This window comes from Leifsonia sp. 10N434 (assembly GCF_056394405.1).
On record NZ_JBFTHV010000001.1, the window covers coordinates 72,532 to 86,223 of the forward strand.

Sequence of the window (13,692 nt, forward strand, 5' to 3'; positions counted from 1 at the left end):
AAGGGGCGGTGGCATCGATCGATGCCACCGCCCCTTCTCACTGTCGTGACGTGCTCAGTGTCGTGACGTGCTCAGTGTCGTCACGTGCTCACTCGAAGGCGAGGATCAACTCCACCTCGACGGGCGAGTCGAGCGGCAGCACAGCGACGCCGACGGCCGAGCGGGCGTGCACCCCGGCGTCGCCGAAGATCTCGCCGAGGACCTCGGAGGCGCCGTTGATGACGCCGGGCTGGCCCGTGAACGACGGCTCGGACGCGACGAAGCCGACGACCTTGACGACGCGGGTCACCCGGTCGAGCGAGCCGATGACGCTCTTGGCCGCCGCCAGCGCGTTCAGGGCGCAGATGCGCGCGTACGCCTTGGCGTCGTCGGCGGGCACCAGGCCGTGGCCGTCGCCCACCTTGCCCGTCGCCGGCAGCGCGCCGGAGACCATCGGCAGCTGACCGGACGTGTAGACGTGCGAGCCATCCACGACGGCGGGCGTGTAGGCGGCGACGGGCGGCACCACATCCGGGAGGTCGATGCCGAGCTCGGCCAGGCGAGCCTCGATCGCGGCCATCAGGCGTCCGCCTCGTCGCTCAGTTGGCGCTTGAGGTAGGCGACCAGGCCGCCCTCGGGACCCGTCACGACCTGGACGAGTTCCCACCCCTCTGAGCCCCAGTTGTTGAGGATGGCGGCGGTGTTGTGGATCATGAGAGGGGTCGTGAGGTATTCCCAGCGCGGCATTGTGCTCCTTGCGTTCAGGGGGTTTGTCAGGTTCGTCACCTACCCTTGATCTTATGTCTGCCCAAAAACCCCAGGCTAGAGGTCTGCTCGGAGCGCTCTTCGCGTTCGTCGGCATGAGTGCCGTCGCGGGACTTCTGGTGACGGCTGCCGTGACCCCCGCAATCGCGGTCACCGGCATGGCCGCCAACGACAGCATCGGCGTCTTCGAGGGTCTTCCCGAGTACCTTCAGATCGACCAGCTCGCGCAGCCCACCACGATCTACGCCAAGAAGGGCGCGCAAGACGTCGCCCTCGCCACGTTCTACGCGCAGAACCGTCTGCCCGTCACCTTCGACAAGATCTCGCAGGCCGCGAAAGACGCCGCGATCGCCGGCGAGGACCCGCGCTTCTACAGCCACGGCGGTGTCGACGTCCAGGGCACCATCCGCGGTGTCCTCTCCACCGTCGTCGGACACGACGTGCAGGGCGGCTCCTCGATCACTCAGCAGTACGTGAAGAACGTGCTGCTGCAGAAGTGCGAGGCGAAGTCGGTCAAGACCAAGGAGGACAAGGTCGCTTACCAGACCTGTGTCGACGACTCCACAGGTGTATCGCCCGACCGCAAGGTCAAGGAGATGAAGTACGCGATCGGCATCGAGAAGAAGTACTCGAAGGACACGATCCTCGCGGGATACCTCAACATCGCCGGCTTCGGCGGCTCGGTCTACGGCATCGAAGCCGCTGCCCGGTACTACTTCGGAGTGAAGGCCATCCAGCTCACGCCGGCTCAGGCCGCGAGCCTGGTGGCGATGGTCAACGAGCCGACCTCGCTCAAGATCGACATGCCCGACAGCAAGACCAACGGCAAGGCGAACGGCTACAAGGCCAACAAAGACCGCCGCGATTACATCCTCACCAAGATGTACCAGTACAAGAAGCTGACCAAGGCGCAGTACGACCTGGCGATCAAGACGCCGGTGGTCCCCAAGATCACGCCGTCGGTGCGCGGCTGTCAGACCGCCGCGGGTGCCGCGTACTTCTGCGACTACGTGCAGCGCATCATCCTGAACGACCCGTCGTTCGGCGCCACCCAGGATGACCGCGCCTCGAACTTCAACCGCGGCGGCTACAAGATCTACACCACGCTCGACATGGACCTCCAGGCAACCGCGGAGAACGCCATCCACTCGCGCGTGCCGAAGGTCAGCACCAACGCCAACCTGGGCTCGTCCGCGGTCGGCGTGCAGCCGGGCACCGGACGTGTGCTGTTCATGGCGCAGAGCAGGGACTTCAGCCAGGACCCCGAGGTCCTCGCCAAGAACCCGGGCGCGACGGCCGTCAACTGGAACACCGACTACGCGTACGGCGGCTCGACCGGGTTCTCGGTCGGATCGACGTACAAGGCGTTCACCCTGGCCGAGTGGCTGAAGCAGGGCCACTCGCTCTATGAGACGGTCAACGCGAACATCCGCACCTACGACCAGTCGAGCTTCCCCAACACCTGCCCGACGCAGTACGGCGGCCCCTACAAGCCGACCAACGACTCCGGCGGCGAGGAAGGCATCCGCTCGGCGATCGAGGCGACGGAGCTGTCGATCAACACGGCATTCGTTGCCATGGCGCACCAGCTCGACCTGTGCGAGATCATGAAGACCGCTCAGGCGTTCGACGTGCACCGCGCCGACGGCAAGCCGCTCGGCGAGAACCCGTCGAGCGTCCTCGGCACCAACGAGGTCGCCCCGCTCACGATGGCGACCGCGTACGCCGCCGTCGCCAACAAGGGCGTGGCGTGCACGCCGGTCGCGATCGACCGCATCCTCGACGCCGAGGGCAAGGCGAAGGCCGTGCCCAAGTCGACATGCAAATCAGCGGTGAGTCCTGAGGTGGCCGCGGCGATGGCCTTCGCCCTCAAGCGAGTGGTCACGAGCGGAACCGCGTCGAGCTCCGCGCTCGGAGACGGCATCGACGTTCTCGGCAAGACCGGTACGTCCGAGGACAACGAGCAGCTCTGGCTGGTCGAGTCCAGCACCAAGGTCGCCGCCGCCTCGTGGACCGGCAACATCGACGGTCACGTGTCGCTCCGCTCGTTCTATGAGAGCGGGATGCTCGCGTCGACCCTCCGCAACCCGATCATCCAGGACATCATGCGCACCGCCAATGGCAAGTACGGCGGCGACGACTTCCCGCAGCCCGGAAGCACGCTCCTGCGCGGCATCCAGGTGACGATCCCTGATCTCGCCGGCAAGTCCCCCGCCGAGGCGAAGACGACGCTGAACGGTCTCGGGCTGGAGTTCGCCGACGGCGGTCAGCGTGATGGCGTGCAGCCGGCCGGCACCGTCGCGATCAGCGATCCCGCCGCAGGCTCCAGCGTCAGCAAGGGCGCGATCGTGACCGTCTACACCAGCAACGGCGCGCTCGTCGCACTGCCCGATGTGGTCGGCAAGAAGGCTTCCGACGCCCAGGCGGCGCTCGCAGGCTTCGATGTATCGTTCTCCGGCGAGGGAAACGGCGACAGTATCGTGAAGTCGATGTCACCCGCCGCCGGAACAGCCGTGAAGAAGGGGTCGAAGGTCAAGCTGACCTTGAAGGCCGCCGATTCGACACCGAGCCCAGGGCCGAAGAAGTAGTGGCCCGCGCTTCCGGTCTGCACGCGGCGGGCACCGCACTCGCGGTGTTCGCCGCGGCCGGTGCCGCCGCGTTCGCCTGGGGCTCGCTCGTCGAGCGCAAGCTCTACACATTGCGACGCGTCTTGGTGCCCGTGCTCCCGGCCGGCTCCGCGCCGATCCGGGTGCTGCACCTCTCCGATCTGCACATGGCGCCGTGGCAGCATGACAAGCAGGAGTGGATCCGCAGCCTCGCCGACCTCGAGCCCGATCTCATCGTGGACACCGGCGACAACCTCGGCCACGCCGATGGGCTGACGGGTATCGAGCGCTCCTTCGAGCCGTTCCGCGGCGTTCCGGGAGTGTACGTGCACGGGTCGAACGACTACTTCGGTCCGCAGCTCAAGAACCCCCTCAAGTACTTCACAGGGCCGTCGAAGAGCGGTTCGTCAACCGCTCCGCGTCTCGACAACGCGGCGCTGACGTCGTACTTCGACGGCCTCGGCTGGGTGAACCTCAACAACGCCGCAGGTGCGATCGAGATCAAAGGGACCCACCTCGAGTTCTTCGGAGTGAACGATCCGCACATCCGGTTCGACCGGGTCGAGGCCATCCCCGGCGCGCTGGACGAGCTGCGGGAGAACGACCCGTACTCCGACGACGCGACCTGGCCGGAGGATGCCCCACGTGCCGAGCGCGGCACCGTCACGATCGGCGTCACCCACTCGCCGTACCGCCGGGTGCTGGACGCGTTCGTCACCTACGGTGCGTCGATGATCTTCGCCGGCCACACGCACGGCGGCCAGGTGTGCGTTCCCGGTTTCGGTGCACTCGTCACCAATTGCGACATCCCTCGCTCGCAGGTGAAGGGCCTCAGCATCTGGCGGCATGCGTTCCGTTCGGCGTTCCTCAACGTCTCCGCCGGCCTCGGAACGTCGATCTACGCGCCGGTGCGTTTCGCGTGCCGTCCGGAGGCGACGCTGGTCACTCTGACGCCGTCAGTGTGAGGCCGCCGAGCTGACGCCGGTCGGCACCCACTTCGAGCCTCGAGTGGTCAGCGATCCCCCTCAGGCTCGTGTATTCTTATTGAGGCCCTCGGGCCATCGGGGTGTGGCGCAGCTTGGTAGCGCGCTTCGTTCGGGACGAAGAGGTCGCAGGTTCAAATCCTGTCACCCCGACGCATGGTTAGAGACAGATAGAGGCGGGTCGCCCAGCGACCCGCCTCTATCTGTCTCTAACCATGCTCGCTGGTGTCAATTGGGGTCCCCGCCGCGAGGGGCCCCGGGCGCCGCGAAGCGGGGTTCGGGGGAGCGCGCGGGGCGCACCCCGACGCTGGTGTCTATCGGGGCCCCCGCCGCGAGGGGCCCCGGGCGCCGGCCTCAGCCGAGAACGTCGGCCACGATCTCGAGCGAGCGCACGCGCCCCTCGATCGTCGCCGCGCCTGATGACACCATCAGCTCGTCGACGCCGGTCGAGGCGAGCAGCGCATCCAGCCGGGTCCTCACCTCGTCGGGCGTGCCGATCGCCTGGCGCGCGTTGCGGGACGCGATGAACTCCTCCTCCATCGGCGAGAACTCGTAGGCGAGTGCCTCCTCGATGCTGACCGGCTGCGGCTTCGCCCCCTGGCGCATCCGGAGGAACGAGAGCTGGCCCGGCAGCGACAGGGCTCGCACCCGCTCCGGGTCTTCGTCGGAGATCACGTTGACGGCGATCATCGAGTGCGGCTCACGCAGGATGTCGCTCGGCTCGAACCGCGAGCGGTACAGGTCGAGGGCCGCCTCGGTGTTGTCGCCCGCGAAGTGGTGCGCGAAGGCGAAGGGCAGCCCCAGCGCCGCAGCGACCTGCGCGCTGTATCCGCTCGAGCCGAGCAGCCACATCTGCGGCGCGTCTCCGAGCCCCGGCACCGCCGTGATGCTGTGCAGGGGGTTGGCGTCGCTCATGCCGCCGTAGAAGAAGCCGAAGAGGTCGAGCAACTGCTGAGGGAAGTCCTCGACGCCGAGGCCCTCCGTGCTGCGGCGCAGCGCCATCGCCGTCGCCCCGTCGGTGCCGGGCGCGCGCCCGATGCCGAGGTCGATGCGGTCGCCGTAGAGGGCACGCAGCGTGCCGAACTGCTCGGCGACCACCAGCGGCGCGTGGTTGGGGAGCATCACTCCCCCGCTGCCGACCCGGATGCGCGATGTCGCGCCCGCGATGCCGGCGATCAGCACGGCGGGAGCGCTCGACGCGATCGCGGGCATCCCGTGGTGCTCGGCGACCCAGAAGCGCTGGTAGCCGAGGGACTCCGCGGCTTGTGCGAGGCGGATGGTGCCGGCGACGGCATCCGCGTTGCTACCGCCGTGGGGGCGGCTGGCCAGGTCGAGGACGTTCAGGGGGATGCGGGACTCGGTACTCACCTCTATGGCAACCGGGCAGGCGCCCGGATGATTCCGACGGTTCGGATGATTCCGACGGTTCGGACCATTCCGACATCGTGACGCGAACGCCCTCCCCGCGAGCTGCGGGAAGGGCGTCGGCGTGTGATTCGCAGGTACGTGTCAGGAGTTGGCGTGACGACGGCGGACCGCCGCGATGATGGCGAGGGCGATCAGGCCCGCGACGATCAGTCCTCCGCCGACCCAGGCGAGGTAGCCGGCGACGATGGAGCCCGTCGAGGCGATGCTGCTCCCGCTCGACGTGCTCGAGGACCCGGTGCTGGATGCGCCGGCCGCCGTGTCGGCCGGGATGACCGTGACGGTCGCCGCGGCTTCCGCGTGGCTGGACGCGCCCGTTCCCGTCACCGTGTACGCGCCGCTCGCGTCGCTCGGCACCGTGATCTGCAGCACCGAGCCTCCGGTGCTGGACGCGGCCTTAGTGGCGTGAGCGGAGCCCACCGACGTGCGGTACGAGGCGAGGGAGGCGTCCGCGCCGTTCTCGCCCGAGACCGTGTAGGCCACGGACTCGTTGGCGCCGAACGTGCCGTCTTCACAGGTCAGGGTCGTGGTGCCGCCGGCCGGGACGGTGGTTGGGCTGATGCTGCAGGTGCCGCCCGCCGTCTCCGGTGCGGCATTTGCTGCTGCCGGTGCCGCGAGGGCGACGGCAGCACCGACGATCAGTGCCGCCAGGAGTTTCTTGGCCATTTCGAAGCCTTTCGCAGTCCGGCGTATCACCGGAGGGTTTGAACGTGAATATTGCTCATTTTACCGTGTCGCCGCAATCGAGAGCAATGACCGACGCGCCCCCCATACCGGGGGTGGAAGCCGTGGTTCGAGCCGCGTGGAGGGTCGGCGTGATCGTGAGCGACATCCCCGTCTCGGTCTGCTTCATGTTGAGCAGATCGACGGTGACCGTCTTCGACTGACCGGGCGCGAGATCCACCGTGAACACGCTGACCGGCCGCTGATCGTCGGTACCGGCGATCGTCGGGTAGTTGACATCGCCACTGCGGGTGGCCGTCAGCAGACCGCCCTCGGGGCCGTACACGGCCACCCGGGTACGGATGTTCCCGGGAGCGAGCCCGAAGTAGCCGTTGCCGGTGACGTACGCCGGCAGAGTCGTCGCCGCATCGGCCGGAGCGTTGTTGGCGAGGGTGACCCTGACCTGCGTGGACGGGGTGCCGTCGGTGCGGCAGAGAGCAGTGCCTGCCGCGACGGACGCCGTCAGGTAGTAGTCCATTTTGGCGCCGGTCGCGTCGTTGAAGTAGACGCCGATGCCCGCGGTCGACGGATCAGACTCCGGCAGTCGCCCCGCGAGCGTGGTCGACGCGAGCACCTTCTCCTCGGCGGCGTGGGCGCTCCAGATGAGCATCCGGTGGTCTCCCCCGGCCTGGGCCAGCGCCTTGACGAGCTCCGTGCCGTCCGCCGACCCCGAGGCCACAGCACTGAACACGGACCCGGCTGCGGACGCGAAGAAGGCATCCTGCTGGGCGGGATCGCTCCAGCGGCGGTAGACATCGCTGAGCAGCAGCTGAACCGCGTTGGAAGCAGAGAGCATGTCGCCGGTCGACAACGGGACGGGACCGGTCGCCTTGAGCAGATAGCTCAGCGCCACAGGATCGATGGTGAGCACGCCGTCGATCTTCCCGCCGAACTTGGCCGTCCAGAGCGCAGACACGTTCTTCGCCGCCAGCGGGAAGTCCGGGGTCAGGTTGACCGCCTGGATCGCGTTCGCGAGGAACGGTCCGTACAGCCCCGTCGACGAGGCGGGGACGACCGCGATCGGCTGGGCAAGCGGCCGGAAGCTCGAACCCGACGCCTGCGAGATCAGCGAGATCTTGCCGTGGTCCGCTCGGATCAGCGCGAGCGCGCCGATCAGCCCGCCCGTCGCCCGCAGTTCGGCGGGGTTCTGAGCGAGAAGGAGATAGCTGCGCTGACCGTCGGCACCGAGCATCGCCGGCAGGAGGCGCGCGGAGTTGCCGACGGCGTCGACGGCCGGCGCCGCGTTCTCGAGCATGCCTCTCAGGTGCTTCACGGCGTCATGCACCGGCCCGATGGTGGCGTCAACGTCGATACCGTCGACCGACGCCTCCGCCTCGTGGAAGGCGATCTGCGCCCGTTCCACCACCGGCTGCGCGCGTTCGAGCGGGGTGAGGTCGATCGCCCCGTTGACGGGCTTGATCCGCGACGGGTCGGCATCCTTTGCGACGCTCACGAGCGGCGCGATCACCCGGGTCGCGAGCGTGTCGGTCGCGGCGGCCGCCGTGCGCACGGCCGAGAGGTTCTGGCCGATGCCCGGGACGATTTCGACCACGCGCCAGACCGGATCCCCGGTGAGCGAGGCCGCCTGCGCCGCATGGCCACGCAGGTGCTCTGCAGCTGTGGCAGCGGCGGCCGTGTCACCGGTCGTGATGGACGCCTGCACGGTCCTGACGTACGGCGCGGCACTGTCGAGCTCGCGCTTCGCCATGAGCCCCCGGATGCTCACCCAGGCGACGATGATGAGGAGTATGAGCACGACGAAAGCGATCGACCAGCCCACGATGCGACGCGTGTTCGGGCGGCGGCGGGAGGGCCCGCCGGGGCCTGCTGGAGTGAGACCGTCGGTCGCCATACGACTAATCTAACAATTCCTCACTTTTTGGGTGAGGTTTTCATACCCCCAAACCGGGGACGCGTAAGAGGGCGCTCAGCGCCCCAGGCCGCGGTACTCCCAGCCGGCCTCGCGCCAGGCGGCGGGGTCGAGGCTGTTGCGCCCGTCGATCACGCGCTTGCCCGCCACGAGGGAGCCGACCGCCACCGGGTCGAGACCGACGAACTCGGGCCACTCGGTGAGCAGCACGACGACGTCGGCGCCGCGGAGCGTCTCCTCGATCGACGACTCGTAGGTCAAGTGCGGCGCCAGCATCCGGGCACGCTCGATCGCCTGCGGGTCCGTCGCGACGACGTCGGCACCCGCGTCGGCGAGCTTCATCGACACGTCGAGTGCCGGCGAGTCGCGCACGTCGTCGGAATGCGGCTTGAACGCCAGGCCGAGCATGGCGATCCGCTTGCCGGCCAGGTCGCCGCCGACGGCCTCGGAGGCGAGCTGCACCACGCGGGTGCGGCGGCGCAGGTTGATCTTGTCGACCTCGTCGAGGAAGGCGATCGCCTCGCCCTTGCCCAGCTCGCGAGCCCGGGCGCTGAAGGCGCGGATGTCCTTCGGCAGGCACCCGCCGCCGAACCCGACCCCCGCGTTGAGGAAGCGGCGGCCGATGCGGGCGTCGTGGCCGATGGCGTCGGCGAGCTTCGTGACATCGGCTCCGGTGACCTCGGCGATCTCGGCCATCGCGTTGATGAACGAGATCTTGGTGGCCAGGAACGCGTTCGCCGACACCTTCACCAGTTCGGCCGTGGCGTAGTCGGCGACGATCACGGGAGTGCCCTCGGATACTGCGCTCGCGTACACCTTGTCGAGCACGCGCGCCGCGTGCTCCCCGGCAGCCCCCTCCGGAACGCCGTAGACGAGGCGATCCGGCTGGATCGTGTCCTGAACCGCGAAACCCTCGCGGAGGAACTCGGGGTTCCAGACCAGCGTCGCGCCGGGCACCGTCGATGCGACGAGGTCGGCGAGCCTGGCCGCCGTCCCGACCGGCACCGTGCTCTTGCCGACCAGGAGGTCGCCGGACTTGGCGTGGGCGAGGAGCGAGGAGAAGGCCGCGTCGACGTAACGCATGTCGGCCGCGTCGCCGCCCGCCACCTGAGGCGTGCCCACCGCGACGAAGTGCACATCAGCGCTCGCGGCGTCGGCGAAGTCGGTGCTGAATCGCAACCGGCCCGAGGCCAGTCCCGCACGCAGGATCTCTGGCAGACCCGGCTCGAAGAACGGTGCCGTTCCCGCTGCCAGCTGCGCGATCTTCGCTTCGTCCACGTCGATTCCGACGACGTCGTGACCCATTTCGGCCATGGAGGCCGCGTGCACGGCTCCGAGGTAGCCGCATCCGATGACTGAGATCTTCATGGTTCAGCTGAAGTCCGCGTCGGGTTCGCTCGAATACACTGCACTCTCCAAAGGCCATCGTCCGTTGTTCAGCACTCCCTGGCTCTCCTGCAGGTAGCAGGCGCCGCAGAGTGATTCGTAGCTGACGGAGGCTCCGTCGATGGCGACCTGGTCGCCGTCGAACACGAACACTCCGTCGATCTTGCGCGCATTGAAGATCGCCTTGCGGCCGCAACGGCAGATCGTCTTGAGCTCTTCGAGACTGTGGGCGATCTCGAGCAGTCGCCTGCTGCCGGGGAACGCGACCGTCTGGAAGTCGGTGCGGATGCCGTAGGCGAGCACGGGGATGTTCTCGAGAAGCGCGATGCGCAGCAGGTCGTCGACCTGACCTTCGGTGAGGAACTGCGCCTCATCGACGAGCAGCGCGCTCACATCGCGGTCGTAGCGCTTGATGGTGCGTTCGCGGTGCTGCTGGAACTTGCCGTAGGCGTCGGTCTCCGGCGCGATCAGGAAGTCGACCTCGCGCGTGACGCCGAGGCGCGACAGGATGCCGAGGTCGCCCTTGGTGTCGATCGACGGCTTGGTGAGGAGCACACGGTGACCGCGCTCTTCGTAGTTGTAGGCGGCCTGAAGCATCGCGGTGCTCTTACCGCTGTTCATCGCTCCATACCGGAAATAGAGTTTTGCCACCAGACGATCCTATTCGGTCGTACAGACTGCTCGGTTCAACGCCGGGCAGGCACCGAAGGCACCGCAGGCACCGCCGGCACTGCAGGCACCGGTGGCGTCAGGTCAGATACCCGTCTTCTGCCGCGCGCCGGATGAGATCCGCTCTCGAACTCGTGTGGCGTCCGACCTTTCCGTACTTCTCGCGGACCCGGCGCAGGTAGGTCTTCGCCGTCTCGTACTGCACGTTCATCTCGCGTGCGACCTCGGATGTCGTGCGACCGTCCGCGTAGAGCGTGAGCGCGTGCCGCTCGCCATCGCTGAGGTGGGGCTTCTGGGCTTCCGGAATGATCGGCCGGGGTCGCCAGGCCGTCTCGGGAGCCTTCGACGACACAGCGCCACCCTCTGCGGAACCCGCCGGACCGCGGCCCATCGCGGCGAGCGCGGCCTCCAGCACCTCGCTCATCGGCTGCGTCTTCGTGAGGTAGGCGACCGCGCCCGCGGCGAGTGCCGCATCCCGGTCGTCCTGCGTGTCCATCGCGCTGAGCACGATCACTTTGGCACCCGCCGCCCGGCAGGTGCGCACGCGGGCCCCGATCGAGACGGACTCCCGCAGCTGCAGGTCCATGATGACCAGGTCGGTGGGGAACGCGTCGCTGTGCACCAGCTCGAGCCAGGTGCTCGCGCGCAGGACGAGATCGAACTCCGGCGCATGCTTCTCGATCCAGCTGGCGAGGCTGTCGAGCAGGAGTTCGTGGTCGTCGAGGAGGGCGAGGCGGATCGGTGGGGCGGGGGTTTCGGAGGGTGCTGTACTCATCGGTTCTCGCCTCCAGGGTACGAGAAACGCAGCGTCAGTTCGTCACCGGCGAGGTGGAGGGACGCATTCAGCCCGACGGAGCGCAGCGCGCTGAGGAACGGGAGCAGCTCGCGCCGGAGCTGCCGCCGCGGCTCCGCGGTGCGGCAGGTGAGCGCGAAGGCCGGATGCGACGGGTCGGCGGCGGCGATCCGCACCGATGCGGGATCCAGGGACGGAAGCTTGGCGACGGTGCTGATGATCGCACCGACGATGGCCCGCTGCTCGTCGCTCAGCGCGCGCTCGAGCCGATCCGGGTCGGAGACCCGCGACGAGTCGGGCACGGCGCGCGGATCCTCCCCGCGCGCTGCCAGGGCCTGCGCGAGCGCTTCACCCAGCCAGGTGCGGTCGACGGCGGCGATCGACGCGTTGCGCAGCGCCGTCGCCAGGTCGCGCGCGCGTTCCGCATCGGCCGCGGTGATCTCGCCGCGTTCCAGCACCGCCGCCAGGAACGGAGCCGTCGCCTCATTGAGAGTGGTGTTGGTCTCCTGACTCACCATGCGCTGCGCGGTGTCGCGGAGCTCCGGTTCCAAACGCGCCTGCCCGTCGCGCGCGACTTCGCGCCAGGCGAGCGTCTCGCCCGTCATCGTCCACGCGTAACCGGCCCCGCCGCAGGCGAGCGCGATGATCGGTGTCGCCGCGACCGAGGCGTACACGAGGGAGGCGTTGGTGATCGTCAGGAAGGGGGCCTGCACTGCTGCCGCGATGCCCAGGATCACCGCTGCGACCGCCGCGACCGAGATGACCTCGGAGATCGGGCGGTACAGGCTCATTGTGGTGACGACGAGCGCGACAGCGATCTGACCCCAGTCGTCTTGGATGCGCTCATTGTGCCCCCACATCGACGCCGTGAACAGACAGGCGGCGACGACGGTCACGGCGACCACCGACAGATGCGACCACCGCCCGAACGGCGCGAGCCCCGGATACGATCGCAGCGAATAGACGACTCCCCCGACCGCGAGCACGATGATCGCCCACCAGGCCAGTGACGGATGCACGATCTGTGCCGCATGCGACACGGTCGAGTACACGGCGTACGTCAGGGAGATCACGCTCAGCACGGGCACCAGCAGCCAGGCGGACTGCGCCCCGAGCGGGTCGAGACGCTGGGGGGTGCGTTCGAGCGGGTTGGTCCGCAGCCGCATGATCGCGGCGTCGTCGAGCGCGCTCACGATGCGATCGCCTCTTCGTCGTGGTCGATCGGCACGGCGAGCAACACCGTCGTCCCGACATCCTGACTCGAGAAGATGGTGACCGTGCCGCCGACCCGCTCGATGCGATCGTGCACCGATTGGCGCAGCCCGAGGCGGTCGGACGCCGTGGACGACGGGACGAAGCCATGACCCTCGTCGACGACCATCACCGTGACGACATCGCCGGACGCCGAAATGGCGACCTCGGCGATCGCGCTCCCCGAGTGCCTCAGCACGTTCACCAGGCACTGCCGGGTCGCGAGCCCGAGGGCGCGCCTGCGGTCGGCGCTCAGGCGTCCGAGTGCACCGCGCTCTCCGGAGAGGTCGACGGTCAGACCCTCGTCGCGCGCGAGTTCGACGGCTTCGAGCAGTTCGCTCTCGTACCAGTCTTCGCGCCGCACGTCGCCGGCCGCGGCCGACCGGTCGCGCCCGAGGCTCAGCAGGTCGGCTTCGATCCGTTCGCGGAGTCGCGGTGAGAGCGGACCCGGCTCCGATCCGGCGATCGCCAGCAGCTCGCTGAGCACCGTGTCGTGCAGCTCGGCGGTCGAGTCGGCGATCAGGTCGCGGCGCAGCTCGATGAGCCGCATGTCGCGAACCGCCCGGTGGATGGCCGACTGCGTGCGGCCCCTGGACCCACGGGTGAGGCCGTCGAACGTCAGGATGCCGATGAGGAGCAGGTAGGCGCCGAGCGAGATCGCGTCGGTGCGGAACGTGCGGCCGGCGACCGTCGCCGCGAAGAACACCGCGGCCTCCGCCAGGGCGAAGCCGACGGTCGCCCACAGCACCCCCGACAGCGCGCCCGTCCCGGTTCCGCCCACGAGGGTCATCGCGACGATCGGCAGCGCGATCACGAACAGGTTGGTGTCGTGGTAGCTCGGGGTGGCGGTGAGCAGCGCGAGCACATAGAAGAAGGTGCAGATCGCGCCGACGAGCAGATAGGCGATGGTCAGCGCAACGGTCCGCCGGCGACCGAGCATGATGAGCAGGCCGACCATGGGGACCAGCGCCAGGATCGCCAGCCAGGCGTAGCGATCGCCCGAACCGGCGCTCGAGACGACCACGTTGACGAGCGCTGCGCCGAGGCAGACCGCGCCGGCCCAGCGGGCGGCGACCGCGATGGCGCGCGCGTTCGCTCGGATCGACAGATGGCTCGGCAGGCCGAGTGACATGAGACGCACCCCCTTCGCTGGTCGCATCGCTTCGACGTCACCGAACGATCGGGCCGCCGTGCCTGCTGTCGGCGTTCGCCCGGTGGCGTCGCCGGCATGCGTCCGGTCGA

The 13,692-nt window shown here is 68.6% G+C and carries 12 protein-coding genes and 1 tRNA gene; 3 read left to right on the forward strand and 10 right to left on the reverse strand.

All coding sequences use genetic code 11. The features are described from left to right. Window positions 1-88 precede the first annotated feature (88 nt). Together AC1DB1_RS00335 and AC1DB1_RS00340 are read right to left on the reverse strand one after the other, a co-directional pair. Window positions 89-559: a RidA family protein gene (locus AC1DB1_RS00335; protein ID WP_477199366.1), complete on the reverse strand. Its 471-nt coding sequence runs from the start codon at window positions 557-559 to the stop codon at window positions 89-91. Then, the gene (locus tag AC1DB1_RS00340) at window positions 559-726 is read right to left on the reverse strand and encodes a DUF4177 domain-containing protein (RefSeq protein WP_271177431.1); all 168 of its coding nucleotides are present in this window, start codon (window positions 724-726) and stop codon (window positions 559-561) included. Before AC1DB1_RS00340 ends, AC1DB1_RS00335 begins: the two co-directional genes overlap by 1 nt. Window positions 727-779: 53 nt before the next feature. Between AC1DB1_RS00340 and AC1DB1_RS00345 the strand changes: the two genes are divergently transcribed. The 3 genes from AC1DB1_RS00345 to AC1DB1_RS00355 all read left to right on the forward strand — a co-directional run bounded on the left by AC1DB1_RS00345 (window position 780) and on the right by AC1DB1_RS00355 (window position 4,486). Next, window positions 780-3,332, forward strand: coding sequence for a transglycosylase domain-containing protein (locus tag AC1DB1_RS00345; RefSeq protein ID WP_271177432.1), 2,553 nt, complete (start codon window positions 780-782; stop codon window positions 3,330-3,332). Continuing rightward, entirely contained in the window at window positions 3,332-4,315 is a 984-nt protein-coding gene (locus AC1DB1_RS00350; protein WP_477199367.1) for a metallophosphoesterase, read from the forward strand. Before AC1DB1_RS00345 ends, AC1DB1_RS00350 begins: the two co-directional genes overlap by 1 nt. A 97-nt stretch (window positions 4,316-4,412) precedes the next feature. After that, window positions 4,413-4,486, forward strand: a tRNA-Pro gene (locus AC1DB1_RS00355). A 201-nt stretch (window positions 4,487-4,687) separates the two neighbouring features. On the opposite strand, the gene AC1DB1_RS00360 is transcribed toward AC1DB1_RS00355, so the two are convergent. From AC1DB1_RS00360 to AC1DB1_RS00395, 8 genes are all read right to left on the reverse strand, one after another. After that, window positions 4,688-5,701 carry an LLM class flavin-dependent oxidoreductase gene (locus tag AC1DB1_RS00360; protein ID WP_477199368.1) on the reverse strand — a complete coding sequence of 338 codons (1,014 nt, stop codon included), beginning with the start codon at window positions 5,699-5,701 and terminating at the stop codon, window positions 4,688-4,690. 141 nt (window positions 5,702-5,842) lie between these two features. Further along, window positions 5,843-6,424 carry a hypothetical protein gene (locus tag AC1DB1_RS00365; protein WP_271177435.1) on the reverse strand — a complete coding sequence of 194 codons (582 nt, stop codon included), beginning with the start codon at window positions 6,422-6,424 and terminating at the stop codon, window positions 5,843-5,845. A gap of 55 nt (window positions 6,425-6,479) precedes the next feature. Further along, window positions 6,480-8,333, reverse strand: coding sequence for a DUF4012 domain-containing protein (locus tag AC1DB1_RS00370; protein WP_271177436.1), 1,854 nt, complete (start codon window positions 8,331-8,333; stop codon window positions 6,480-6,482). Window positions 8,334-8,408: 75 nt separating this feature from the next. Then, a complete protein-coding gene (locus AC1DB1_RS00375) occupies window positions 8,409-9,719 on the reverse strand; it encodes a UDP-glucose dehydrogenase family protein (RefSeq protein WP_477199369.1) in 1,311 nt (436 codons plus the stop codon). Window positions 9,720-9,722: 3 nt separating this feature from the next. Beyond that, on the reverse strand, window positions 9,723-10,388 hold the full coding sequence (locus AC1DB1_RS00380) for a thymidine kinase (protein ID WP_271177438.1): 666 nt from the start codon (window positions 10,386-10,388) through the stop codon (window positions 9,723-9,725). A gap of 97 nt (window positions 10,389-10,485) precedes the next feature. Then, window positions 10,486-11,181, reverse strand: coding sequence for a helix-turn-helix transcriptional regulator (locus tag AC1DB1_RS00385; protein ID WP_271177439.1), 696 nt, complete (start codon window positions 11,179-11,181; stop codon window positions 10,486-10,488). Beyond that, complete coding sequence (locus tag AC1DB1_RS00390; RefSeq protein ID WP_271177440.1) at window positions 11,178-12,392, reverse strand: hypothetical protein; 1,215 nt, start codon at window positions 12,390-12,392, stop codon at window positions 11,178-11,180. Before AC1DB1_RS00390 ends, AC1DB1_RS00385 begins: the two co-directional genes overlap by 4 nt. Continuing rightward, window positions 12,389-13,582, reverse strand: coding sequence for a sensor histidine kinase (locus AC1DB1_RS00395; protein ID WP_477199370.1), 1,194 nt, complete (start codon window positions 13,580-13,582; stop codon window positions 12,389-12,391). Before AC1DB1_RS00395 ends, AC1DB1_RS00390 begins: the two co-directional genes overlap by 4 nt. Window positions 13,583-13,692: the final 110 nt, after the last annotated feature.